We start from the raw sequence: 24458 nt of genomic DNA, 5'->3' as shown, positions 1-24458 counted from the left end.
TGATTATTTAATTTCATAGTGGAATACGTTCAAGTGCCATGATAAATGAAATCCCTATTACCGCAGAAGACAAAAAGAAACTCCAATCCCTATTTGACACAGAGAAAATCTTTAACATCAATTCAGATAAAAGAATAACGAAAAATACGATAATAAGCTGTCCAAATTCTAACCCAATATTGAATGACAATAGGGGCAATACAATATTCGCCTCTTGACCCAATAAAGATTGAAGGTAATTTGAAAAACCCAGTCCGTGAATCAAACCAAAAAACAGTGTCATTGCATATAAAATATAAGGATTGCGCTGTTTCCTTCTTTTGGGAAGATTATATAAAGCGGTTATCAAAATGGTAACTGGAATTAAAAATTCAACCCATCCTGTATCAACTTTAACAATCTTAAAGGCTGCAAGAGCTAATGTGATTGAATGACCAACCGTGAATGCAGTCACCAACCAAAGTAATCGTTTCCAATCTTTAAGAGTATAGCTGCAACACAAAACCAGTACAAATAAAATATGATCATATCCAGTAAGGTCTAGGATATGCTGCCAACCGAGTTGAAAATAAATGGAAAAATCACTCATTAATTAGGTTATTGTAATAAAAACATAACAAAATTAATATTATTTTAATATTGACAAATGCATTTGCAATTTTTAAATAATTTAGCACATAATTGTTGCAAAACTAGAAGGAATGAATTCGTTAAAAAACAGAATATTATTAACAATTGTAGGTTTGAGTACCGCTCTTATTGCATTTGCACATCCGTTTTACGTAAGCATCACATCCATAGATTACAATGCAAAAAATAAAAGAATTGAAGTATCCTGTAGGCTGTTTTACGATGATCTGGAAGTCGCGCTGAAAAATCAAACAGGAAAGAAAATTGATGTCATAAATCCTAAGAACAAAGCAGTAGCCGACTCTGCTATTTCAAGATATATACAACACAATCTGAAATTAGCTATTAACAATCAAAACAAAAACTTGAAATTTGTTGGTTATGAAATCGAAGAAGATGTTGCTTGGTGCTATTTGGAAGTCCAAAACATAAATGATGTCAACAAAATAGAAATTGTCAACCAACTTTTATATCGAGATTTTAAATCCCAATCTAATATTATGCACCTCAAAGTGAATAATATGAAGAAAAGCACCAAACTAGACAATCCTAAAAGGACCGCATCATTTAGTTTTTAATAAGAATATTTTACAGGGAAACGGGGATTTGGGAATGACACACCCCTTAGAAACACAAAATGCTTTTTTCTCAAAAAGCACATCTAAATTTAATTTGTTTTGTTTTTTAGAAGAGTTAACTTTTCTTGTTAACACTTCTTTGTTTTGGTCTTGGTTGGTTTCCGATAAACCCGACATTCGTTACATAAAATGATAATGGGTTCTGAATCAATTTTTCTTTTTTACTTCTTTCTTTTTTAATCATATATATCACCTTTCTTTTTGGTATGCAGGTAATATAACAAATTTTGAGCCAAAAAACAAATTAGATGTGAGATATGAGAGGAGAGATATGGGAGGAGAGCCAAATATGACGCAACAGATTCCATGCAAAATAGATCCTCTAAAATTTATAAACAAATCTATTTAGGGATTACAAATCTTAATTTCATATCTCACATCTCACATCTCATATCTACTCATTAATTCCTCACATCCACCGCATGTCGATGAATAAATTCTGAGGGGGAGCTATGCAAGATGTGTTTGAATACTCTGTTAAAATGAACCACTGTATTGAATCCACATTGATAGGCAACTTCAGAGATGTTTTCTGTGGATTTGTTGATTAATAATTGACAGGCTTTTTCAATTCTGATTTCATTCAAAAAGGTCACATACGTTTTCATTGTATGCTTTTTAAAGTACTTACAGAAGGCAGATGGCGTCATATGGATAAGCTTGGCAACTTCATCGATGCTGATCTCTTTATTATAATTTTCCAGGGAGAATCTCAATACCTCATTGATCCTTACACCTACTTTATCGTTGAAATTGGATTCCGGCAATCCCGAATAAAGGGAAATCATCTCTTTTTCATTTGCAATCAAATAATCAAAGATTTCCAAAACACGCATTAATTTGGACAAGCCTTCTTCACGCATTAAGGATTGAAATTTTAACCTAACTGGTATACTGGTCTTTGGCAGGAACTTTTTGCTTGAGTCTAGTGAATTAAAAATGTCTCGAATTCTATGAAGTTCTTGCATATTGAAGAATGCTTGCATTTTATCAAAAGCAACGAAGATGTGAACAACATGGATCTGCTCGTCATCTGACCCTTCTTTAATAAAAACATGAGGATCATTTGCTTTCAATATATAGATTTCATTTTCAAAGAATGGTTGTATCAAGTTTCCTATCACTACCGAACCTCTCCCCTTCAATATATAAGAAATCTGTATTTCTCTATGTCTGTGGTAGTGGCTATAAAAATCATCTCTAAGGTCCTCTTGGACATAAAACGAACCGGCACCAAAGGCAGGCACAGTAAACTCAATAGGATACCTCGCTTCCATTGTCTTAATAGCTTCCATACAATCCATTTTTTTCCTTGGTACCGTTGGCTGTCGGCAACAAAGGTTTGATATTCATAATTTAGTTACAACAAAAATATCATTTTTTTGTAATCCTGCCCTATGATTTGGAATTATATTAAAATATTTTTTTATACCCTGGTTTTAGCCACTAATTCTGAACTTAATACCTTCTTTTGAATGGTATTTTCTTTCATTTGACTAGTTAATATTGTAACACTTTCTTTAGCAAGGTTTTCTATCGGTTGTTTTACATGAATTATAGGGTGATAAAAGAAATCATATACTTCACTGGAGTCAAAACACATGACATTAAGGTCATCTGGAATTTGAACTCCTTGTTGAGTAAGGTATTTCAAACCAGCAATAGACAACGTATTGGTCGCAAAGACAATGGCATCAGCTTTTTGGGTTTTTAGGATATATTGAATGTTCTTGCCGAGTTCAGCCTGCTGTTTGTTGAAATTAATCTTATAAACTTTCGAATCAATCGAGGCAGTAGCGTCCAAAAATCCCTGTTCACGATCTTTCATATGTTGTAGGCTGCTATCATAACCTATGAAAGCTAAATTCTTATATCCTAATTCAATTAAGTAACTAACCGCTTTTCCCATTGACTCCTTATTGTCAGTAACTACATAACTGGAATTGACATGTTCAAAGTGCCTATCGATCAGGCAAATGGGGATACCTAAAGAAATAATGTAATCGATGGTCTCCTCAGAGTGGTCTGGCGGCGAAATAATAAAACCATCGACCTGTCTTTTGATGAAAACATCCACCAGATTCTTTAGTTTTTCTGGACTCTCATCTGAACTGCCAATAATGGTTGTTAGACCGAACTGTCCTGATTCATCTTCCACACCTCTTGCAATAGATGCAAAAAATGGATTCGATATATCGGCAACGATAAGTCCAATGGTATTGGTTTTTCCGGTCTTTAAACTTTTGGCAATATGGTTCGGCTGGTAGTTCAATTCTTTCGCAGCTTGCCTTATTTTTTCGGCAGTTTCTTTACCAACTCTCCCTTTTTCCTCATTACCGCTCAGCACATAAGAAACCAAGGCCGTTGAAACACCTATCTTCTGCGCTATATCCTTTAATGAAACCTTTTTTACCATTTTGTAAATATATTATTATTAATTCATAATTAAGATTAGCTTACCACTTATCCATAAAGTCAGGACCCCAATGGTCAATCACGCGATTTACAGCCTCAGCAGCAGCCCCATTCCCCCAATCATAAATGGTAAATTCACCGATACCAATACCATTTGCATCAGTCCGCCCATCATGACCGTAATTTTCCATCATAAAACCGTAATCCTTCTCCCCAAAAAATGGCCAGCGTCGCTGCCATTGTTCCTTAGTATCGATATTCTCAGGGCTATACATCATTACAAATGACGCTTTCAGCGCAGAAATCCCACGTTCCATATAATCTTTGCGATCCAGTTCTTTGCCATATTCCATTATCAATTCAGCAAATAAACTTTGCCTCGAATCATTCCATTCAGCATCTGCATTCATAACGCCAAACCCACCCAATGCATGGATATAAATAAATGAAGGTTGCCATACAGCTTGCCACATCAACAACTCATCCATTACCCGCTGTCCTTTCATCAAATATGCTTGTTCATTCGTCACACGATAAGCTTCCATGAATGCATGAGCAACGTAATAGATACTTAAGGTATTTTGTTTAAACATATTATTCCGGACAAACTTTTTATCGACCAAACTATCATGACCATAACGACTGCAGGACCAATAGGTCTCAAAATCCTCCCATTTCCCAATAGGTACAATTTCATCTTCAATCACCGACAATGCCTTTAAAGCCGCATTCTTATACTTTTCATCAGGCAAAACCTGATATAACTTTAAAAGGAATGAAACCGACATTGCTGATTCAGGAGATTTGCTCAAAATCTCCATATCCTTTTGATCTCCTAAGCTTAACCAGGAAGGAAAATATCCATCCGGCCGCTGAATCCTTAATAATGACTCAGCATAACTTTTAGAATAATTTAATAATCGCTCATCCTTTTCCAATTCAGTATACCAATCTAACATTAACATCGCAGTATAACTCATGTCAAGAATGTGATAAGGTGAAGTTTTAGGATCCCACGTAAATGGATTACGATTTGAGTTGCCAAAATAATGGGTGTCCCAACCTGCAGAACGCCTGTGTATTTTACCATTTATATCAACATCAACCATTTCTGTCCCAATTAAACCGGGAAAAAAACCATTAATTTGAGGAAATGAAAGGGCTAATTCTTTGGTTTGATTGGCATACCTTAGCAGTGAATCGACTCCTTTTCTTTTAGCATACCTAAAAAGACAGAAGCAGATCTTAAGGAGTTGAACCAGGCCTGGTTCCAAATTGATCTGAATTCCCTTTCATTTATTTCTTCAGGGTAATTTGGGCTTTGAGTTACATTCACAATAAATGTAGGTGCACCAACTCTCCTACCGTTTAAGTCAAATTCCTGCCAAACCGCATCTCGCCAATGATCAAAAGCCCATTGATAAGTATAATCAACATAAGAATCCAAATTGTTTTTTGAAAATGGCTCACCTTTAGCATATAATGGCGAACCCCATTTTTGCCACATAAAAGAATTTACACTAGCAAATGGGTTCTCTATGTTCCTTTGATCCGACGAAACCAAAACATAAAAAGAAAGCGTATAAATCCCTTTGGAAAAATGAGTTTTATCCTCTTTTTCATAAAGTACATGGTCTGTTATTTTGGAATTCGCTTGACCTATTGTCATTACATTTTCTCTTGCATTTAAATCAAGATACCATGGTACAACAGGTTTTTTTTCTAATAAAGTTACATCAGGAATAATACTTATACTCTTTCTCTTATCCTGTACAATCATTGCCGGTGATCGAAATACATGTTGTGCAATGATATGATTGTCTGTAGGTGTAAGATGAGGTGCCCAATGAAATGTTGGATTAAAACTGGGATAAATATTCAAATACAAATTGCTTAAATTAATATCATTTTGTAAATCCCAACTCACATCAACTTTATAAATATGAGAATCAACTTTATTGAAATTTAATTTTGGACCTTTACCATCAATTTTAGAATATTCTAGATGAGAAATATATTTTTTTAACTCCTGAGGCATCTCATTCCCCAGTAATATTTTACTATTTAGATGAAGAAAACAACAAACAATAATTAAAATATATTGACCAAATAACTTCATATTTCTCCTATAATTTATTGATTGCCGATCCTAAAGTATTATATTTCATATACCTTTTATCGTATAGGTTTTTCATTTCAGGATTCGGAAAATATTCTTTTTCAAAACCTGAACCCATCCCTTTCATCGCATCTGATAAAGTTGGATATAATCCAGCTGCAGTTGCTGCAAGCATACAGGCACCTAAAGCACAAGTTTCCTCAGATTTATGAACTTTAATAGGTCTTTGTAAAACATCTGCCAAGGTTTGCATAACATAATCTGATTTCTTTGCAATACCACCGATGCCTATAACCCCTTTGATTGGCACACCTTGCTGCTCTACATGCTCCACAATAGCCCGAGATCCAAAACAAGTTGCTTCAACTAAAGCCTGAAAAATATTGACTGGACTACTCCCTAAATCCAAATTCACAATGGCAGCAGTCAAGGAAGGGTCAACATTAGGTGTTCGACGGCCGTTAAACCAGTCTAAAGCCAATTCAGAATTCTCAGTAACAGGCTGTTGTTTTTGCCAATTCGGAAAGCTCAATTAGTAAATTATGCTCTAGCTCTTCTTTAAAATCAAGAACAGCCTGACTACCCGATGATGCACTACTCTTCAAACTATTCCGCATTGGCCACAACAGCAAATTCTTGAGCCAATTGTAAACATCACCAAATGCAGACTGACCAGCCTCCAATCCAATATATTGTGGAACAATAGATCCCTGAACCTGACCACAGATCCCCTGAACCAACTTGTCCTTTAAATCTTCTTTCTCAATTACCATCATATCACAGGTAGAGGTACCCATCACCTTACACATAAAACCCGGCTCAATTTGAGCTCCAATTGCACCCACATGCGCATCAATCGCACCTACTGTAATCAAAACATCTTCGCTAAGACCCAATTTCTCTGCCCATTCCGAGGAAAGATTCCCAACAACCTCATCAGCCGTATATACTTTCTGATCAATAGATTTATAAATCCGATTTAATTTCGGATCCAAATATTCAAAGAACGCTTCTGGAGGATATCCTCCTAGGCTCCTCAGCCCATAATGCTTTATGACCTGCAGCGCAAACATTTCTCTTAATCAGATTCGCATCCTGATGCCCCGTCAATAAAAATGGAAGCCAATCACTCTGTTCTACCCATGAATAAGTTGCATCAAAAAACCTCTTGGTCCGTTCTTGCCAAATGCAACAATTTCGACCAAAACCACTCTGATGAATATGCCCCACCACAATAACTTAGATAATTCACATCAAAGTCCTTAGCCTTGCTATTGATCTCTTCAACTTCTTTAATAGAACTATGGTCTTTCCAAAGAAAAAACATAGCGTTAGGATTTTCTGAAAACTTGGAGGATAAAGCTAAAGGCTGCCCTTTCTGATCTATTGCTACAGGAGTCGATCCGGTAGCATCAATTGAAATAGCAACTACTTGAGATTTAACCTCAAAACTCACTTGACTTAAGCAACTTTTTAGGCATTCTTCAATACTTTCAATATAATCAAGAGGATGTTGTCTGAACTGGACTTAATTTAGGATCACAGTATTTTCCTTCTTTCCATCTTTTGAACGGTGAAACTGCCGACCCCAATACCTCACCATTGGACGTATCCACTAAGAGTGCCCTGCTCGAATCAGTCCCAAAATCTACCCCTATAACATATGTCTGTTTCATGAAACTCTTTTTTAATGTACTGGGTTTGACATATCCAGCTTTCCTTCAACTTTTCCAACTCCCCATATCGCAAAAATCGCAATGACTACATAGCAAAGTACAGGAATTATAAATCCTGTTGCCATAGTGCTATGATCAGCGATCAAACCCATCAACGGAGGACAGAATGCCCCTCCTGCAACTGCCATTACTAAAAAGGAAGAACCTTTCTTTGTCAATGTCCCAAGGTTGTTGATGCCTAAAGCAAAAATTGTTGGAAACATTATGGACATAAAGAAATAACTTAAAAACAACGCAAATACTGAAACCCACCCCAAATTCATAAATACCAGAATATTCAAGATGACATTCATAATAGCATAAAATCCCAATAGTTTATGCGGAGCAATAAACTTCATTAAATATGAACCCGTTAATCGACCAATCCAAAAAGCACCCATACCTCCAATTGCTAAAATCAAAGAAGCAGCCTGCTCATCATTCTTTGGCATAAAGAAATCACCAAATGCCCCTAAATGACTCATTATATCGGAAATTGGAGTCTTAAGATCATGGATGGCATCTATGACATAGTTAATAAAAAATGAATTGGTTCCTGTTTGTGCCGCTACGTACAGAAATTGTGCAACCACTGCAAAAATAAAAACAGGATGTTTCAATAAATTCCGCATTGGAGGATTTTCTTCATATTCTCCAGCCTCTTTCTTTTCTTTGATTTCAGGCAATTTGATTATCAGAAATACAATGGCAACTAGTACTACGACACAACCGATACCGATATATGGTTGTACCAAAGAGTCAAATTTATCATGTTCGCCTTCGGATTCTGTACCGAAAATCATAAGACCACCGATTAAAGGACCTAGAATCCATCCCAAACCATTGAATGATTGAGAAATATTAATCCTTCTGGCAGCCCCATCTTTAGAACCTAATACAATGGAATAGGGATTTGCAGCAGTCTCTAGAAATGCCAAACCACAGGCAATTACAAATAAAGCCGTCAAAAATGGAATAAAGGCCGCTAATTTGGCCGCAGGATAAAACATAAAAGCACCTATAGCAAACAACACCAACCCGAAAATAATCCCTTTTTGATATCCATACTTCTTAATGAACAATCCTGCCGGAATGGCCATAGCTAAATATCCTATATACAATGAAAATTGTACAAAACCAGACTGAGCCTTTGAAACATGCAATAAATCCTGGAAATGTTTGTCTAAAACATCCAAAAATCCATGGGCAAATCCCCACAACAAAAATAAACTACAGATAAACAGAAACGGAACTAATAGATAATTCCCTTCATCATCCCGAAACAATGATTTCTTTTGGTTTGCCATAATCATTTATTTATAAAGTGCTCCAAAAACCTCACAAGCTCTATAATCTGATCCTTCTGAATCCATGCCAAACGCAGCCCAAGTTGCTGGCCTGAACAAACGATCAGATGGTACATTATGCATACAAACAGGGATACGTAGCATCGATGCCATCGTAATCAAATCATGACCAATATGACCATAACTGATCGCACCGTGATTTGACCCCCAATTTGCCATAACTGAGTATACATCTTTAAATGCTCCTTCTCCAGTTAATTCAGGTACAAACCATGTGGTTGGCCATGTTTTATCTGTACGTTCATCCAGAACTTTATGAACTTTTTCTGGAATATCAATAGTATGTCCTTCAGCAATTTGCATTACCGGACCTATACCTTTGATTAAATTAATCCTGCACATAGTGACAGGCATCCCCCCTCTAGTCAAGAAGTTGGAAGAATACCCTCCTCCTCTGAAATAATCACGATTCGCAGGATACCAAGTTGTAGCTTTCAGACAAGATTTAACCTCCTTGTCTGTAATCTCCCAAAATGGCTTCATAACTGGCTTTCCACCTTCACTTTGTTGCCCTGTACCATCTAATGTTGCCGATCCAGAATTTATCAAATGAATAAAACCATTCTTTGCATCACCTGTAGGTTTCCATCCGCTCACACGCTTCACAGCTTCTGGCGACCAATAAGTCCGTACATCAGCAAAAATCTGAGCCGTATTTGTCAATAGATAATTAAAAGCCATCGAAACACCATTCAAAGAGTCGTTCTCGGTTGCTACCATATACGGATTTCTAACACCATTCCAATCAAATGAAGAGTTGAGGATAGCCTCTGAGAAATCCCCATTCGGCAAAAAATCTGTCCATTGACGCTGCCCCTGAAATCCAGAAATAAATGCATTGTGACCCATGGCTTCTTCAGCATGACCCATTTCTTTGAGCTTAGGATTACCCAACATGAGATCCCTAATGATCAAGGTCATTTTTACCACAAATTCCCAATCCTCATCCTTTTCCTTTCGATTTTTGACCTTATGCTTCTGATTATAATCTGCTCCTTCTTTACAGTGTTTTTTGGTCCATTCCAATGCTCGGCCAAATTCTTCCTCATCATAAATCCCTAATTGTACCCTTCTCAATACCTCTGAGGAGTCCACATATTCATTGCGCATCCCTAAATATTCCTGGAAAAACTCTGCATTTACAATGGAACCTACAATACCCATCGAAACTGATCCAATTGCCAAGTAACTCTTTCCACGCAATAAGGCAACCGCAAGACCCGATTTGGCAAAAGACAATAATTTGCCTCTGACATCCTCCGGAATAACAGAGTCACCCATATCTTGAACATCATGACCGTATATACTGAATACTGGCAAGCCTTTCTGGTTGTGTGCTGCAACTGTAGCTGCCAAATAAACAGCTCCAGGACGCTCTGTCCCATTGAAGCCCCAAATGGCTTTTGGACGAATAGGATCCATATCCATCGTCTCAGAACCATAACACCAACATGGAGTTACGGATAACGAAACACCAACATGGTCCAAATCAAACTTCTCCTGGCAATCCGCAGCTTCCTTCACCCCACCAATACAACTGTCTGCAATAACGCATTGTACAGGACTTCCGTCCGGATATTTTAATTCGGACTCATATAATTTCGCCACAGCTTTCGCCATGTTCATTGTTGTATCTTCCAAGGACTCCCTAATGCCGCCCCAGCGACCATCAATAATAGGTCTAATCCCAATTTTTGGATATGTACTCATTTTCTTTTTAGGTTTAGAATGCAGACTGAATGTCTTGAACTGAAATATTAAATAACTTGGTTAACAAAATAGAAACCTGCTCTTTATCACCCATAAAATGATAAACATTATGGCTGTGGTCTAACTTTTCAGAAGGCTTTAGAAATGCAGCAGGAGATACACTCTCTATTTCATAAAATGGACCCATTTGACCACCATCTTCCAAAGGCCCATCATTATAGGCATTGACGGCATCGCCAATAAAAGGATCCTTCTTAGTAGTCCATTCTTGGTTAAGGTAGGTCTTGCCTGAATCTATGGTGAATTTAGTAACTGTTAAAATACCATTAGCTAAATCATAACTCCCTGCAATGGTCTTCGCCCTTTGTGGAGATAACCCAAGTTTGCCCCTCGATTTACCATCAGCCTTAAAATATAAAACACCATCCTTGTAGGAAATACGGTCTTTATCAATTTCTCCAAAATAATCGGTAGTCGCAATCTTACCCTGAGCAGTTTCCTCATAAGGAACCAAAATAACAGTACTATCGGTAGGCATAAACATGTCTAAACTCCATAAACATGGCGCACCAGTTTCTTTAGTCCATGCTTCTTTGCCAGTATTGGTAATGCTGTTCAGTGTACTGAAACCAACTGACTTTATCTTGTCGCTTAATTGAATCCCTAAATCAGACTCAATCTGAGAATTGCTCAACATCTTGATATCACGATTCAATTTCATTGTTAATACAGTTCCAGCATAATTCTTGAGCTCCGTATCCTTCTCCATCTTGGCAGAACTGCCATCAGCAGATATTAACTTCCAAGATTCAGTGTCAATGGATGTTGGCGTCTTCCAATTTTCGTAGACCATCTCCTTTCCATTTTCAAAATACAAGGAAAATGGCCCTCCTTCTGGGACCCAACCATAAACGATCCTCACCGCCATAAGCATTCATATGTGGGTCAACTGGCGCCGAAAATGCCTTATAGTTAACCCAGCCAAAACTCTTCCCATCTGGCCCATCTGCAGTCGATGTAAAAACTTTACCCTGATATTTAGGCGATACAAGAATTTGACCTAGACCACTTTCATTACTGAGAATCAAAACACTATCGTATTTTTGAAGGAATTCTAGATCATATCCAAACTGCCCTTCTTTGTATGTTGTGTTCACTGTATCTTGTTTTGAAGTTTCACCTTTCTTATTTTGTTGACAAGCCGTCAGTAGAATACCCGACGACAAACCTATCAATGCATATGCAAGTTGTTTTTTCATAGAATATTAGTTTACTTCTAAATCATTTTTGGCAGGTAAATTAGGAAATTTGCCGTGTGGCTCTGCTTGATACCAATAGGCTACTGAAATCATATCTGATTTTTGAGGAAGGTATCTCCCCTCGGAACGCCAACCTAAATCTTGAATCGTAACTTTCAGGTCTCCATCAAATCTAACGGGATCCATTACATGCCAACGGTACATACCAAATCTTTGCTGAGATTCATATACACCATCGGGCCTGATTACCTGATGCAAACCAGCATATGGGGTAGAATATTCTTGATATTGTCTTGTGGACTTATTTTCGAAATTATAAGAACCGCAAAAATAATCCTCAAGACCAGTCCCAACTATAGTCGCATAATCCTTGTCTCCATCCATAAAAAACTTGATTTCACCTTCGCCCCACCATCCTATATTGTTCACTCCAACAGCTAAATAGGTACCCACATATTGACCTTTTCCTTTAATACCATCTATAATCGTATGCAAAGAACCTTGAGTAGGATTTGAACGGCGATATTGCGCATGGAAATAAGCCTCATCTTCAGGAACCTCTGTAACAGCGTAATCAATCTGATAATATAGATTCATCGGCTCGCCAGAAATGTTTTCCATCGTAATTTTACAGCTCTTACGAAAGGGCATCTTCCAATAAGAATTAAATGCACTTCCTGGATTTACGGTCATTGCAATAGAATTCAATGGCGCAAATCTATGCCATGCCATCCCGAAAAATGGACCAACAGGTGATTCAACAGATGGAGTAGATTCACCGTCCCAATAAATCCTGAAAATCGTATGATTCCAGTTTCCAGTCGGCGTCATCCACATATGTTGGATTACTCCTGATTCGTTAATCTCGGCCATTGTAAAAGTTTCTCCAGGCTCAATAGTGACATAAGGATTTACCTTCCAACCTACACCAAGCTCACGTGAAGCATGATGTGCATTCGCAATATTTCTTTGTCCTTTTTGCTTCGCTGGATCGGCCATTCCACCCTTGCCCTTTTCGCCTGTAAAGTTCTCCGGACTTATTGACCTCGTCTTGGCATTGGAAAGCTTCGACAAGGTCCCCATATTCATATCAATACCGTTAAATTGTTGTTGTTGCTGGGCATAGGTCGTACCACATAGCAATAGAGATGCAATTAATAATTTTATTTTCATGATTTACGTATTAGTTGATTATTCTAATATTTAATTGATATACATATCTTTTAAAATGCTATCCTTATTAATCTAGATTGAATTGAAAACTTTAGTTTAACGATTAAGCACAGCGCTTTGAACATTGGCTCCTGTACAATTAAATTAAAATAAGTTCTATTGCATTTTCAGTTTATAATTACACAATGTTAATGCTTAATCGTTTAATATCAAAATAAATTGTAAAATTTTTTATTCGATAATCATTAAAGATAAGAGAAAATTCAGGTAATAAATACAGGCTATCGTTGCTTCACTTCATAGAAACAACGCCAAGAACATAAAGTTTCGTACTTGTAACAATTTTTAATCAAAAAAAAGAGCTGCTCTTTCAAAGCAGCTCAATTGAGTTTTACTAAAGGTTGATTATAAGTATTTTAGTCATTGATCAATGATCGATCTAAATGTACATATCCACCATCTACATGAACCAATTGGCCTGTAGTGTGGCTTGATCGGTCAGACAACAAGAATACAGCCATATTGGCTATCTCTTCAACAGTCGTCATCCTATTTTCTAGGGGTATCCGACTTGTAATTTTATTTAATGTTTCTTCAGGATTAGGTATGGTCTTAATCCAACTTTCATACTGTGGAGTCATCGATTCTGCAACGACGATCGCGTTGACACGAATGTGATAAGGCAACAGTTCAACCGCCCATTCCCGGGTTAATGCATTACGACCACCATTGGAAGCAGCATATCCAGAAGTTCCTCCTTGACCAGTTTCTGCAGTTTTAGAGGAAATATTCAAAATATTGCCTTTGCTCTTTTTTAGCTCTGGCAAACAATAATGTGCCATTAGAAAATAATGAACCAAACTGTTGTGCAAAGACTTAACAAAGGAATCATAATCACCGCTCTCCAAAACTAACACCATCGTTCAATCCCGCATTATTAACTAAACCGTCAATTCGACCCAATTTGGAAACTACCTCTTCCACAGCTCTTTTACAGTCCTCAGGAAGTGTAAGCTCTGCTTGAACAGGCAAAGACTTAAATCCTTTATCCTCAAGTTCTTTTGCTACTTCCTCATTGTCTTTTTGTTTTCTTCCAATAATAACAGGAATTGCACCTTCTGAAGCTAAAAGCTCAACAATACCTTTCCCAATTCCTTTCGCACCTCCGGTCACCAAAAAGACCTTATCTTTTAAATTTAAATTCATAAAAACTAACTTAAACCGTAGAATTTCACAGCATTATCACCCCAAAATCCCTTTAATTCCTCTTCCGTAAATTTATCTAAGCGATGCTCTACGATATGTAATGAATCTTCGTAATCTCCAGCTAACAAACAAACTGGCCAATCAGAACCAAACATGATTCTACCCTTGCCAAAACTTGCAATAACATGGTCTAAATATTCGGCAAAATGGTCTAGCTTCCAATGTTTCCAATCTGCTTCTGTAGCCAGCCCCGAAATTTTACAATGAACATTTGAAAATGAAGATAATGCCACAATAAATTCTGCCCATTCATCGAATTCCTGAGATTTAATTGGTGGCTTCGCAATATGATCCAAAACAAAAGCTTGGTTTGGATTTGCTTCAACACATTTTAAGGTACTCGAATAATGCCGTGGCCGAATCAAGAGATCATACGTATAATTAAACTTCGTAAGAGACTCGATGCCACGCAAAAACTCATCCCGAACAAGAAATTCAGGATCATCCTCTCCTTCAACTATATGCCTGAAACCTTTGATTACTTTAAATTTTGAAAAATCAGTTAAGTAATCGTCAATGCGCTCCGATCGTAAATCAACCCATCCAACTACACCTTTGATTAATGCATATACTTGAGATAGTTCAACCAAAAATTCAGTTTCCCGATGGCTTTGATCTGCTTGAACAGCAACTACACCATCAAAACCCAATCCTTTTAAAGTCCCTGATATATCATTTGGTAAAAAATTTCGTTGGATTTTTGCCATCTCATCCGTAATCCATGCATCTTTTACGGAATCATATAACCAAAAATGTTGATGAGAATCTATGCGCATGTCGTTATATTAAGACTTTTGGAAAGCAATGACCTCCTGGCGTTGTTCACCCAAATAATCAGCTCCTAATTCAACAATATCTCCTGGTTGCAAGTAAATTGGAGGGTTAAATCCTAAACCAACCCCCGCTGGAGTACCCGTAGAAATAACATCTCCTGGCAATAAGGTCATAAACTGAGAAACATAGGATACAACGAACGGAACGCTAAAAATCAAATTAGAGGTATTGCCATCTTGATAGGTTTTACCATTTACCTTCAGCCACAATTTCACATTGTTGATATCTGGAATCTCATCAGCAGTAGTCATATAGGGACCCATTGGCGCGAAAGTATCACAGCCTTTGCCTTTATCCCATGTTCCACCACGCTCAATCTGAAACTCACGCTCGGACACATCATTATGCAATACGTATCCAGCAACATAATCTAATGCTTCAGATTCATCAACATAAGAAGCTTTCTTTCCGATAACTATACAAAATTCAACCTCCCAATCGGTCTTCTCAGAATTTCTAGGAATCATCACCTGATCGTTCGGACCAACCAATGCAGTAGTAGATTTCATAAATATAATGGGCTCCGCCGGAATCTTTGCACCAGTCTCTTCAGCATGGTCTTTATAGTTTAAACCAATACATACAATCTTTGATGGCCTTGCAAACGGCGCGCTTATCCGAGTCCCTGCAGGAACCTCAATCAATTTACCTTCATTGGCCTTAACAAACTCCTCTAATCGCTCCAGACCACTGTCCGCAAAAAAATCCTCATTAAAGTCCCCACCAAATGCAGAAACATCATAATTTTTACCATCGATATGAACACCGATTTCTTCCTTTCCAGGTTCTCCGAATCTTATTAATTTCATCTATTTTAGTATTGTGATATGAGATTTGAGATTTGAGAACTTTCATAGTTCAAATCCCAAATCTCACATCGAATTCACACTTTATATCTCACATCTCATATCTCACATCTCTTCCACCCATCCTATCCCATATCCCAAATCTCATATCTCATATCTATTTCACCCATCCAATCCCACAAACTGTTCTTTGTCTTATGTCTTATGTCAAATGTCTTTCCATCCTTCCTATCCCACATCTCACATCTCACATCTCACATCTATTTCACCCTTCCTATCCCACACCTCACATCTCACATCTCACATCTATTTCACCCTTCCTATCTCAAATCTCAAATCTCACATCTCACATCTAACCTCAATTGTTCAACTTCACAAATCCTCCATCGATAGCGTAATCATTACCAGTGATAAATGACGCATCATCTGAACAAAGGAATAACGCTAATTTAGCAATTTCTTCTGGCTCCGCCATCCTGCCGATGGGTTGAGTTTTCGATAATTTTTCGAACATCTCATCTTCCTTGCCAGGATAATTCTTTGCGATAAAACCATCTACAAAAGGAGTATGAACACGAGCAGGTGAAATAGAATTTGACCTGATATTGTCCTTAAGATAATCTTTGGCAATAGATAGGTTCATGGCGTAGATGGCTCCTTTACTCATTGAATAGGCAAATCGATCTGGAATACCTACCAACGAAGCAATAGAAGCTAAATTTAAGATGGCACCACCTCCATTTGCTTTCATAACAGGAACGACCGCAAATAAAGCGTTATAAGCACCTTTCACGTTCACCTCATACACTCGGTCCAAATCTTCCACAGAACAGCCTTCTAGGTTGCCGACATGCGCAATACCGGCATTGTTAACCAGCACATCAACCCTGCCGATTTTCTCAACCGCTGCCAAGACCTCTTCTTGCTTACTCACATTACAGGTATGAACCTCACATTTACCCCCATCAGCCTCAATTGCCAATTTGGTTTCTTCGCCCCCTGCAGGATTCAAATCCAATATATGAACAGTTGCTCCTTCTTTTGCAAACAAGGTTGAAATAGCTTTTCCAATGCCGCTCCCTCCACCAGTTACAATAGCAACTTTACCATTTAATTTTGACATAATATTTTATATTACAATAACTTAAAACATTTATATTAAAGTGATACACCACGTCTCCAAGGAATAAAATCATCCTGACCTAACTGAACAGCCTTAGCAATTCGGTCTCCACTTGCCACGGAAATTACATATTCCAATATTTTATGAGCCGCTTCCTCAATCGTTTCTTCTCCATCAATAACGGTCCCACAGTTCAAGTCAATTGCATCATTCATTTTGTTGTAAACTTTACTGTTTGAGGCAATTTTAATCACCGGAGCAATAGGATTTCCTGTTGGTGTCCCCAATCCTGTAGTAAACAAAACAATATTGGCTCCCGCAGCAACCTCGGCAGTTGTACTTTCAACATCGTTCCCTGGAGTACAAAGCAAATTTAAGCCAGGACCATTAGCCAATTCTGGATAATCTATCACCGCAGCAATTGGAGAAGTACCACCTTTTTTGGCCGCACCAGCAGATTTGATAGCATCCGTAATCAATCCATCCCGTATATTCCCCGGTGAAGGATTCATATAAAACCCTGAACCGTCTGCTTCAGCCTTTGCATTATAAGTACGCATCAAATGGATAAATTTCTCAGCAGTAGCTTCATCAATACAGCGATCACTCAACTCCTGCTCTACACCACATAATTCAGGGAATTCAGATAAAATTACTGAACCGCCCATCGTCACCATCATATCGGAAAGAAAACCCAATACAGGGTTTGCGGATATCCCTGAAAAACCATCAGACCCTCCACATTCCAAACCAATACACAATTTGTCTAATCCAGCTTCTTCACGCTCTTGCTTATTTGCCTCCATTAAACCTGTAAATGTAGATTTGATTGCCTTTTGCATCAATTCCTGTTCTGTACCCTCAAATTGTTGTTCAAAAACAAACAATGGCTTGTCAAATTCAGGATCTCTTTTGGCAATTTCAGCCTTTAAGATAGATGCTTGCGCATGTTGACAACCCAAACTCAGAACAGTGGCGCCAGCAACGTTTGGGTGGGTGATATATCCAGCTAACAGCCCACAAAGGGCATCTGAATCCATCCGAGTACCACCACAACCCATGTCATGGTTCAAGAATTTAACCCCATCAACATTCGGAAAAAGCCTCTTGTTCTCTTTATTAGCCCTAGCTGCACTTAAATCTACAGCCAGCAAGTCATCAATAGAAGCCCCACCTTTATATCTAGTGATCAGCTCATCAACCTCATCAGAATAATCTTTCGATTCAACCTGATAACCCAATTTTTCTTCCAAGGCTGACTTCAGCGTAAGCACATTTCTGTTCTCGCAAAACACCAAGGGAATTACCAACCAATAATTTGCCGTTCCTACGGATCCATTACTGCGGTGAAAACCTCTGAAAGTACGACCTTGAAATGCTGAAACATCGGGCTTCGTCCATTCCAATTTTCGGTTCCCTAATTTAAAATCATCTGCAGCATGTCTTAGATTGTTCACATCCAGTAACTCCCCCATTTCTAATGGCTCATTTACCTTTCCAACCAAAACACCATACATATAAATCTCATCGTCTTTTTCCAAAGCTTCTATGGTGAATTTATGCTTCGCAGCAACAGGTCGCTTCAATACAATATCTTTCCCTTGAAATATCAAAGAATATCCAACTGGCAAATCTCTAAGTGCTACCAGTACATTGTCTTTTGGATGGATTTGTAAAAATTCCAACTTCTCTTTTTCCATCTTTTTAAAGTTCAAATATTTGTTTCATCATCACCCATTTCTCCCCAGGTTTTGAACCTGGAATGGATTGTTGATATTTCCACATCAATTGCTCCCAAACCTGAACAGCAGGATTCTCTGCATCCATTTCATCTTTCCTTTCAAAACTAAAGGAATCATCTACCTCCATAATCATAAACAACCGATTACCAAAACGATATATATCCATAACAGTAATTCCAGCATCGGTAATTGACTTTTTTATCGCTGCAGAAACCCTTGTATGATGGTCTTCATATTCGGCAATCATTTTTGGATCATCAACCAGATCCAATGCCATCGCAAATCTCTTATTATTCATAATCACTAAATCAATGTCCTTGTTTAACAGATACCTGATTGCTCTTGTTTTGTGTCGCAAATAATGCCACAATCAAGAAACAAACCAGAACAACGAAATACCCGTATTGCATATGTCCTGTCAAATCTGAAATATAACCCAAAACTGGCGGAAGTAAAGCTCCCCCAACAATAGACATAATAATTAAACTTGAGGCTGACTTCGTATCCGCACCAGTCCCTTCTACCCCAACTGCAAAAATCGTAGGAAACATGATAGACATAAAAAAGGCAATGGCAACCATACTATAAAGTGTGACAGCTCCAGTTCCAAAAATACAAATCAAGGTAAGGCCTGCCGATATAATTGCATAATAGAGAAGTAGTTTAGAAGGCGCAATATATTTCATGAAGAATGTCCCGATGAACCTACCTAACATAAACACCAACCCCGCTACACCAGCATAATATTTTGCATCTTTGGCCTCTATTCCGGAAACTTCCACCGCATAAACTATTAGAAAGCTCAAAACACAGACTTGAGCACCGATATAAAAGAATTGAGCCAAAACCGCCCAAGCAACATTTTTATGCCTTAACGCCTTTAAAAAACCCTGTCTTTTCTTCCTCTTCTTTTACTTCGGGCAATTTTATAAAGAAGAAAATAAGTGCCACAACAAGAATAATCAACCCAAGGATTACATAAGGTCCTTTTACGACTGCCGTTTCTGCCTGAATATAGGCCAAACGCTCTGCATCACTAAGCGCAGCAACCTGATCCACAGTAAGTGGATCTTCCGTCAAAATAAACTGCCCTCCTACAATCGGTGCAACAAAAGCAGCTAAGCCATTGAACGATTGAGCAAAATTTAAACGCTGGGTCGCAGTATGGGGATCCCCCAAAACTGTCATATATGGATTGGCTGCAGTTTCTAAAATCGTTATCCCGCATGCAACGACAAATAAAGCCGTAAGAAAAAACATGTAACTCATCGTATTTGCAGCAGGAACAAAAAGAAAACAACCAATAGCAAAGAGAACCAAACCTACCAATATCCCCACTTTATAACCGTATTTTTGCATGATCAACCCTGCAGGAATACCATCACCAAATAAGCAATAAATACCGCAGAATCTACTAAAGATGCCTGCAAATGGGTTAAACTAAATGCACTGCGTAAATGCGCAATTAATATCGGATCGAGATTGTGAATAAACCCCCAGAAAAAAAATAGGGAGGTGATTAAAATAATAGCAACGGTATTACTCCGATTGTTCATAGTGGGATTATAATTGAAAATCTAAATAAGGGATATTTTTATACAATATATTGAACTATCTTACCAATATTATAAACTATTTTACCATAATACTCCTTTATTATTCATTTTTTATGAATAAATTCGACAATTATGATAATCAAACAACTTGCGGTACCAAAATCATCCAATCAGAGCTTTCAGATGCGAAGGGATTATTTCCCCAAACATCAATCAATTTGGCATTATCATGAAGAGGTAGAATTAGTATTGGTAAAAAAAGGGGCAGGAACCTTATTCATAGGGGACCGAATCAAAAATTTCCAACCCGGAGGATTAGTTCTTATACCTCCCCAGGTACCACACTATTGGCTATTTGATGAGAGTGAAGGCACAGATGAATCTGATGAACCAATAGATTGTTTTGTAATTCATTTCAAAAATGACTTTGGAGTCGAAAAATTCCTGAATATCCCTGAGATGAACAATATCAAATCACTGCTAATTCAATCAACTCGTGGAAAATATATCGAATTAACTGAAAACAACTATATCGTTAAACTCATTCTCGGATGTCTAGAATCCACCGGCATTACAAAATTGTTCAACTTATTGGAAGCCTTAAACCTATTAAATGATCTTGAATCTGAAAAGTTGATTTCTGAAAACTATTCGATCCTTAATTATTCTGAAGATCAATTTCGGATGAACAATCTCATGAGTTATATTAGAGAAAATTATAAACATAAAATAACCTTGAATGATTTGTCCAAAGTAGCTGGAATGACCGAAAACTCTTTCTGCAGATATTTTAAACAGAAAACTGGAAAAACACCGGTCCAATTCCTGAATGAATTGCGCATATCACACGCCTGTTTTCAGCTCAGAAACAACAAAATGAGCCTTAAAGAAATATGTTACGATTCCGGATTCAACAATTTCGTCAATTTTCACAAATCATTTAAATCTATCACGGGAACAACGCCAACACAGTTCAAAGGTTAATATTTCTGTAAGCATATCACCACTTTACTTAAAATTCAATTTTGAGGATATAAGGTAAATCATATTTTTGCGGTCATTATTTGAATATAAATGAATAAAGTCTACCAATTTTTAAACCTCCATTTTGGGGAGGAAGCAAAAGATAAAGTATTAGAAAATGTTACATCGAGCATTTCCTTCAGAGGAGCAAATGTTTGGATTTTAGCATGTGCCATAGCTGTAGCCTCTGTGGGTCTGAATGTGAATTCTACAGCGGTTATTATTGGTGCCATGCTAATTTCTCCATTGATGGGGCCAATTGTAGGAGCTGGATTTGCATTGGCTATTTATGACTTTGATCTATTAAAAAAATCGATCAAAAACCTCGGAATTGCAACCGTAGTCAGCCTGTTTGTTTCGTTCCTATATTTTTTATTAAGCCCTTTCAAAGATGCTCAATCTGAATTATTGGCTAGAACTGCGCCAAATATTTATGATGTCTTAATCGCTTTCTTTGGTGGTCTAGCTGGTGTTATCGCCCTTACTAGGGTTGAAAAAGGAAACCCGATCCCCGGAGTAGCCATTGCAACGGCTTTGATGCCTCCTCTCTGTACTGCTGGATACGGATTGGCAATCGGTAATTTCAGCTATTTTGGAGGAGCATTATACCTTTACACCATCAATTGCTTCTTCATCTGTATTTCAACATTCTTAATCGTAAAACTGCTGAAATATCCAAAAGTAAAGTTTGTAGACTCAGCTCGAGAAAAAAGAATAACCAGAACTATTACAACATTGATCTTGGTAATCTTGATCCCTAGCTTCTATTTAGCTTACCAATTATTACAGGAAAAGAAATATTCACAAAATGTGGACGCCTTCCTTCAAGATGAGTTCATAAACAAAGGTTATACATTGATCTATGAAAAAACAACCTTCAATAGCCGACCAAAGAAAATTGAACTCGCTTTCTTGGACAAGAAATTCGCAAATACAGAAATTGATGACCTCAACAAAAAACTAACTGACTACGGTATCACAAACACAGACCTGGTGATCAGACAGGATAGCACCGATTTAAAAAGGGACATTCTCGCAGAAATCAGCAAACAATCCAGAAATGTATCTGAAAAAGACGTAACAATTCAAAATCTAAGAACTGAACTGTCAACATATACCTTTAACGACGCTGAATTAATCAATGAAATTAACATCCTATTCCCAGAACTCGCTCCATACAGCATAGGCAAGCAATTAGTAGTCATAAACCCTGACAGCAGTTTCCACCAAAATATCATTACATATAGCGCCCAAAAACCATTGAACGATAACACAACACTGAAACTACAAAAATGGTTAGAAAATAAACTAGGAACTAAAAGCGTAAGAATCGTCAGAGCAAATTAACGGCTGTAACTTGCCGATGCTGAAAACACCCAAAAAAACCTATCGGGGTTAAATGCTGGAGGCATGAAATATCTCTTAAATGCCATCGGCATGTAATATCTATAGAAATGAAAATCGCGACAAACACCAACGCCGTAGGTGTGGCATGTTTGCTAAATTCCCTGCTATAATAGTGTCACCCCTAGCGGGGTTGTGCTATTATTTAAAATCAAATTTCACGCTACACAACCCCGCTAAGGGTGTAGCTATTATAGTAACGATTATATCACACCATTCAACCCTGTAGGGGTGTAACTATTATAGAAATGATTTGATATCCCCAATTCAACCCTGTAGGGTGTAACTGAAACGAAGGATCCTGTTCATTCTCTCTCGTAAGAGAGAAACTATTTCGTGAACTTACCCCAAAAACCATCACCATCGGTGCGCATATTTTTAGGTGGCATTGCTTCTGGCTTCTTTGCCCCTGCTCCTTGCCCTTCGATTCCGCCTTCCACCTAAAAACCATAAAAACTATGAAATGTCTTATGTCTTATGTCTAATGTCTATTGTCTTATCTATAAACCTTCTTCGAATTCAACGCCAAAAACCCAATCACCCCAGCCAACAATGACGTTATCAATATAGAAAGCTTAGCTTCTGAAATATGCAATGGATCATTAAAAGACAAGATTGCAATAAAAATGGACATCGTAAATCCGATACCAGCCAATAAGCCAACTCCAAAAATATGTCTCCATGTGCTACCTTCAGGTAATGAGCTCAATTTAGCCTTAGTACACAGATAAGAGGTCAACATAATTCCTATAGGCTTACCAACCAATAATCCCAAGGTAATCCCCAACCCTAAAGATGAAGTCAAACCACCCAACATCTCACTCTCCAATGTAATATTCGTATTCGCGAAAGCAAAAACAGGAATTATAAAGAAGTTCACAGGTTTTGTCAATGCATGTTCCAACCTTTCCAGAGGCGACTCAATCGCAGTATCGTTCGTTGGAATGGTCATAGCCACCAAGACACCCGCTATGGTAGCATGAATCCCAGAATGATGAACAAAATACCAAATAAAGACTCCCGGAATCAAATATAAATATGGATTTAGAACATTGAACCTGTTCATCAATATTAAGATAACAAGACCAGCAGCTGCATATAATAAATAACTAACTTCAATTCCCGACGAATAGAAAAAAGCAATCACTAAAATCGCAATTAAATCATCCACAATTGCCAATGCTGCCAAAAATATCTTTAAACTAGATGGAATTCTATTGCCTAAAAGATTGATAACAGCCAAAGCAAAGGCAATATCAGTTGCCATGGGAATTCCCCAACCGCTAGCGGTTTCTTGGCCAGCATTTAAGGAAAGGTAAATGATTGCAGGAACTGCAGCACCGCCGACGGCACATAAAATAGGCAATGATGCTTTTTTCGGAGAGGAAAGCTCCCCTTCTACTATTTCCCTTTTTATTTCAAGACCTACCAATAAAAAGAATATAGCCATCAAACCATCATTGATCCATAATAATACTGAATACTTGAGATGAATGGAATCATTCTCAAAACCCAGTTGATGATCCAATAAGTTCTGTAATGCGCCTGCTAACGGACTATTTGCTATAATCATCGAAAAGACCACACAGATAAACAGCATGATTCCGCCTGCATTACTGGAAGCAAAGAAATCCTTGAAAACATTTAAATTAATCAGTTTGTTCATAGGTATTTATAT

25 protein-coding genes and 1 pseudogene are annotated in these 24458 nt (G+C 37.6%); 3 read left to right on the top strand and 23 right to left on the bottom strand.

Going from position 1 to position 24458, the window contains the following annotated elements:
- Positions 1 to 13 precede the first annotated feature (13 nt).
- Positions 14 to 589 (bottom strand): HupE/UreJ family protein, encoded by a 576-nt coding sequence (locus FGL31_RS08610; RefSeq protein ID WP_138090585.1) that lies wholly within the window; start codon positions 587 to 589, stop codon positions 14 to 16.
- A 112-nt stretch (positions 590 to 701) separates the two neighbouring features.
- Here FGL31_RS08610 and FGL31_RS08605 point away from each other — a divergent pair, with 112 nt between their 5' ends.
- Entirely contained in the window at positions 702 to 1208 is a 507-nt protein-coding gene (locus FGL31_RS08605) for a DUF6702 family protein (protein WP_138090583.1), read from the top strand.
- Positions 1209 to 1669: 461 nt separating this feature from the next.
- Here FGL31_RS08605 and FGL31_RS08600 read toward each other — a convergent pair whose 3' ends face one another.
- The 21 genes and pseudogenes from FGL31_RS08600 to FGL31_RS28860 all read right to left on the bottom strand — a co-directional run bounded on the left by FGL31_RS08600 (position 1670) and on the right by FGL31_RS28860 (position 20156).
- The gene (locus FGL31_RS08600) at positions 1670 to 2563 is read right to left on the bottom strand and encodes an AraC family transcriptional regulator (RefSeq protein ID WP_171017590.1); all 894 of its coding nucleotides are present in this window, start codon (positions 2561 to 2563) and stop codon (positions 1670 to 1672) included.
- 131 nt (positions 2564 to 2694) lie between these two features.
- Entirely contained in the window at positions 2695 to 3684 is a 990-nt protein-coding gene (locus FGL31_RS08595; RefSeq protein WP_138090579.1) for a LacI family DNA-binding transcriptional regulator, read from the bottom strand.
- Between the two features lie 40 nt (positions 3685 to 3724).
- Complete coding sequence (locus tag FGL31_RS23295) at positions 3725 to 4792, bottom strand: hypothetical protein (RefSeq protein WP_197734148.1); 1068 nt, start codon at positions 4790 to 4792, stop codon at positions 3725 to 3727.
- A gap of 80 nt (positions 4793 to 4872) precedes the next feature.
- On the bottom strand, positions 4873 to 5802 hold the full coding sequence (locus tag FGL31_RS23290; RefSeq protein ID WP_197734147.1) for a hypothetical protein: 930 nt from the start codon (positions 5800 to 5802) through the stop codon (positions 4873 to 4875).
- 7 nt (positions 5803 to 5809) lie between these two features.
- Complete coding sequence (locus FGL31_RS25065; protein ID WP_262709067.1) at positions 5810 to 6334, bottom strand: FGGY-family carbohydrate kinase; 525 nt, start codon at positions 6332 to 6334, stop codon at positions 5810 to 5812.
- The gene (locus FGL31_RS27670; protein WP_262709066.1) at positions 6294 to 6875 is read right to left on the bottom strand and encodes an FGGY-family carbohydrate kinase; all 582 of its coding nucleotides are present in this window, start codon (positions 6873 to 6875) and stop codon (positions 6294 to 6296) included. The genes FGL31_RS25065 and FGL31_RS27670 overlap by 41 nt, the downstream gene beginning before the upstream one ends.
- A gap of 83 nt (positions 6876 to 6958) precedes the next feature.
- Entirely contained in the window at positions 6959 to 7258 is a 300-nt protein-coding gene (locus FGL31_RS25060) for a hypothetical protein (RefSeq protein WP_232046429.1), read from the bottom strand.
- A gap of 46 nt (positions 7259 to 7304) precedes the next feature.
- Entirely contained in the window at positions 7305 to 7478 is a 174-nt protein-coding gene (locus tag FGL31_RS25055; RefSeq protein ID WP_232046427.1) for a hypothetical protein, read from the bottom strand.
- Positions 7479 to 7489: 11 nt separating this feature from the next.
- On the bottom strand, positions 7490 to 8824 hold the full coding sequence (gene fucP, locus FGL31_RS08580; RefSeq protein ID WP_138090577.1) for an L-fucose:H+ symporter permease: 1335 nt from the start codon (positions 8822 to 8824) through the stop codon (positions 7490 to 7492).
- A 6-nt stretch (positions 8825 to 8830) separates the two neighbouring features.
- Positions 8831 to 10594 (bottom strand): L-fucose isomerase, encoded by a 1764-nt coding sequence (locus FGL31_RS08575; RefSeq protein WP_138090575.1) that lies wholly within the window; start codon positions 10592 to 10594, stop codon positions 8831 to 8833.
- Between the two features lie 13 nt (positions 10595 to 10607).
- Positions 10608 to 11447 (bottom strand): DUF6786 family protein, encoded by an 840-nt coding sequence (locus FGL31_RS08570; RefSeq protein ID WP_197734146.1) that lies wholly within the window; start codon positions 11445 to 11447, stop codon positions 10608 to 10610.
- A gap of 13 nt (positions 11448 to 11460) precedes the next feature.
- Positions 11461 to 11853: a DUF6786 family protein gene (locus tag FGL31_RS23285; protein WP_197734145.1), complete on the bottom strand. Its 393-nt coding sequence runs from the start codon at positions 11851 to 11853 to the stop codon at positions 11461 to 11463.
- Positions 11854 to 11859: 6 nt separating this feature from the next.
- Positions 11860 to 13026: a glycoside hydrolase family 172 protein gene (locus tag FGL31_RS08565; protein WP_138090573.1), complete on the bottom strand. Its 1167-nt coding sequence runs from the start codon at positions 13024 to 13026 to the stop codon at positions 11860 to 11862.
- Between the two features lie 416 nt (positions 13027 to 13442).
- Positions 13443 to 14232: pseudogene (locus FGL31_RS08560) on the bottom strand (L-fucose dehydrogenase).
- Positions 14233 to 14237: 5 nt separating this feature from the next.
- A complete protein-coding gene (locus FGL31_RS08555) occupies positions 14238 to 15068 on the bottom strand; it encodes an amidohydrolase family protein (RefSeq protein WP_138090571.1) in 831 nt (276 codons plus the stop codon).
- Positions 15069 to 15077: 9 nt separating this feature from the next.
- The gene (locus FGL31_RS08550; RefSeq protein ID WP_138090569.1) at positions 15078 to 15935 is read right to left on the bottom strand and encodes a fumarylacetoacetate hydrolase family protein; all 858 of its coding nucleotides are present in this window, start codon (positions 15933 to 15935) and stop codon (positions 15078 to 15080) included.
- A 355-nt stretch (positions 15936 to 16290) separates the two neighbouring features.
- Positions 16291 to 17055 carry an SDR family NAD(P)-dependent oxidoreductase gene (locus FGL31_RS08545; protein WP_138090567.1) on the bottom strand — a complete coding sequence of 255 codons (765 nt, stop codon included), beginning with the start codon at positions 17053 to 17055 and terminating at the stop codon, positions 16291 to 16293.
- A 35-nt stretch (positions 17056 to 17090) separates the two neighbouring features.
- Positions 17091 to 18755 (bottom strand): UxaA family hydrolase, encoded by a 1665-nt coding sequence (locus FGL31_RS08540; RefSeq protein ID WP_138090565.1) that lies wholly within the window; start codon positions 18753 to 18755, stop codon positions 17091 to 17093.
- Positions 18756 to 18759: 4 nt separating this feature from the next.
- Positions 18760 to 19095, bottom strand: coding sequence for an L-rhamnose mutarotase (locus tag FGL31_RS08535; RefSeq protein WP_138090563.1), 336 nt, complete (start codon positions 19093 to 19095; stop codon positions 18760 to 18762).
- A gap of 10 nt (positions 19096 to 19105) precedes the next feature.
- Positions 19106 to 19642, bottom strand: a complete 537-nt coding sequence (locus tag FGL31_RS28865) for an MFS transporter (protein WP_317130978.1) — start codon at positions 19640 to 19642, stop codon at positions 19106 to 19108.
- A gap of 19 nt (positions 19643 to 19661) precedes the next feature.
- Positions 19662 to 20156, bottom strand: coding sequence for an MFS transporter (locus tag FGL31_RS28860; RefSeq protein ID WP_317130977.1), 495 nt, complete (start codon positions 20154 to 20156; stop codon positions 19662 to 19664).
- A gap of 329 nt (positions 20157 to 20485) precedes the next feature.
- Between FGL31_RS28860 and FGL31_RS08525 the strand changes: the two genes are divergently transcribed.
- Complete coding sequence (locus FGL31_RS08525; RefSeq protein ID WP_138090561.1) at positions 20486 to 21337, top strand: AraC family transcriptional regulator; 852 nt, start codon at positions 20486 to 20488, stop codon at positions 21335 to 21337.
- 90 nt (positions 21338 to 21427) lie between these two features.
- On the top strand, positions 21428 to 22723 hold the full coding sequence (locus FGL31_RS08520) for a DUF389 domain-containing protein (protein WP_138090559.1): 1296 nt from the start codon (positions 21428 to 21430) through the stop codon (positions 22721 to 22723).
- Positions 22724 to 23276: 553 nt separating this feature from the next.
- Here the strand turns inward: FGL31_RS08520 and nhaA are convergent.
- Positions 23277 to 24446 carry a Na+/H+ antiporter NhaA gene (nhaA, locus tag FGL31_RS08515; RefSeq protein WP_138090557.1) on the bottom strand — a complete coding sequence of 390 codons (1170 nt, stop codon included), beginning with the start codon at positions 24444 to 24446 and terminating at the stop codon, positions 23277 to 23279.
- Positions 24447 to 24458: the final 12 nt, after the last annotated feature.

The sequence above is a fragment of the Sphingobacterium daejeonense genome, assembly GCF_901472535.1.
Lineage (GTDB): Bacteria > Bacteroidota > Bacteroidia > Sphingobacteriales > Sphingobacteriaceae > Sphingobacterium > Sphingobacterium daejeonense.
Note: the sequence above shows the minus strand (reverse complement) of the source record. Positions and strands in the feature narration are given on the sequence as shown.

Coding starts and splice junctions, on each gene's coding strand:
- FGL31_RS08575 (WP_138090575.1), bottom strand. CDS start 10,594: ATGAGTACATATCCAAAAATTGGGATTAGACCTATTATTGATGGTCGC.
- FGL31_RS08545 (WP_138090567.1), bottom strand. CDS start 17,055: ATGTCAAAATTAAATGGTAAAGTTGCTATTGTAACTGGTGGAGGGAGC.
- FGL31_RS08610 (WP_138090585.1), bottom strand. CDS start 589: ATGAGTGATTTTTCCATTTATTTTCAACTCGGTTGGCAGCATATCCTA.
- FGL31_RS08540 (WP_138090565.1), bottom strand. CDS start 18,755: ATGGAAAAAGAGAAGTTGGAATTTTTACAAATCCATCCAAAAGACAAT.
- nhaA (WP_138090557.1), bottom strand. CDS start 24,446: ATGAACAAACTGATTAATTTAAATGTTTTCAAGGATTTCTTTGCTTCC.
- FGL31_RS08520 (WP_138090559.1), top strand. CDS start 21,428: ATGAATAAAGTCTACCAATTTTTAAACCTCCATTTTGGGGAGGAAGCA.
- FGL31_RS08595 (WP_138090579.1), bottom strand. CDS start 3,684: ATGGTAAAAAAGGTTTCATTAAAGGATATAGCGCAGAAGATAGGTGTT.
- FGL31_RS27670 (WP_262709066.1), bottom strand. CDS start 6,875: ATGTTTGCGCTGCAGGTCATAAAGCATTATGGGCTGAGGAGCCTAGGA.
- FGL31_RS23290 (WP_197734147.1), bottom strand. CDS start 5,802: ATGAAGTTATTTGGTCAATATATTTTAATTATTGTTTGTTGTTTTCTT.
- FGL31_RS08570 (WP_197734146.1), bottom strand. CDS start 11,447: ATGGTCTACGAAAATTGGAAGACGCCAACATCCATTGACACTGAATCT.
- FGL31_RS08525 (WP_138090561.1), top strand. CDS start 20,486: ATGATAATCAAACAACTTGCGGTACCAAAATCATCCAATCAGAGCTTT.
- FGL31_RS25055 (WP_232046427.1), bottom strand. CDS start 7,478: ATGAAACAGACATATGTTATAGGGGTAGATTTTGGGACTGATTCGAGC.
- FGL31_RS28860 (WP_317130977.1), bottom strand. CDS start 20,156: ATGCAAAAATACGGTTATAAAGTGGGGATATTGGTAGGTTTGGTTCTC.
- FGL31_RS23285 (WP_197734145.1), bottom strand. CDS start 11,853: ATGAAAAAACAACTTGCATATGCATTGATAGGTTTGTCGTCGGGTATT.
- FGL31_RS23295 (WP_197734148.1), bottom strand. CDS start 4,792: ATGGTTGATGTTGATATAAATGGTAAAATACACAGGCGTTCTGCAGGT.
- FGL31_RS08565 (WP_138090573.1), bottom strand. CDS start 13,026: ATGAAAATAAAATTATTAATTGCATCTCTATTGCTATGTGGTACGACC.
- FGL31_RS08535 (WP_138090563.1), bottom strand. CDS start 19,095: ATGAATAATAAGAGATTTGCGATGGCATTGGATCTGGTTGATGATCCA.
- FGL31_RS08550 (WP_138090569.1), bottom strand. CDS start 15,935: ATGAAATTAATAAGATTCGGAGAACCTGGAAAGGAAGAAATCGGTGTT.
- FGL31_RS08605 (WP_138090583.1), top strand. CDS start 702: ATGAATTCGTTAAAAAACAGAATATTATTAACAATTGTAGGTTTGAGT.
- fucP (WP_138090577.1), bottom strand. CDS start 8,824: ATGGCAAACCAAAAGAAATCATTGTTTCGGGATGATGAAGGGAATTAT.
- FGL31_RS08555 (WP_138090571.1), bottom strand. CDS start 15,068: ATGCGCATAGATTCTCATCAACATTTTTGGTTATATGATTCCGTAAAA.
- FGL31_RS08600 (WP_171017590.1), bottom strand. CDS start 2,563: ATGGAAGCTATTAAGACAATGGAAGCGAGGTATCCTATTGAGTTTACT.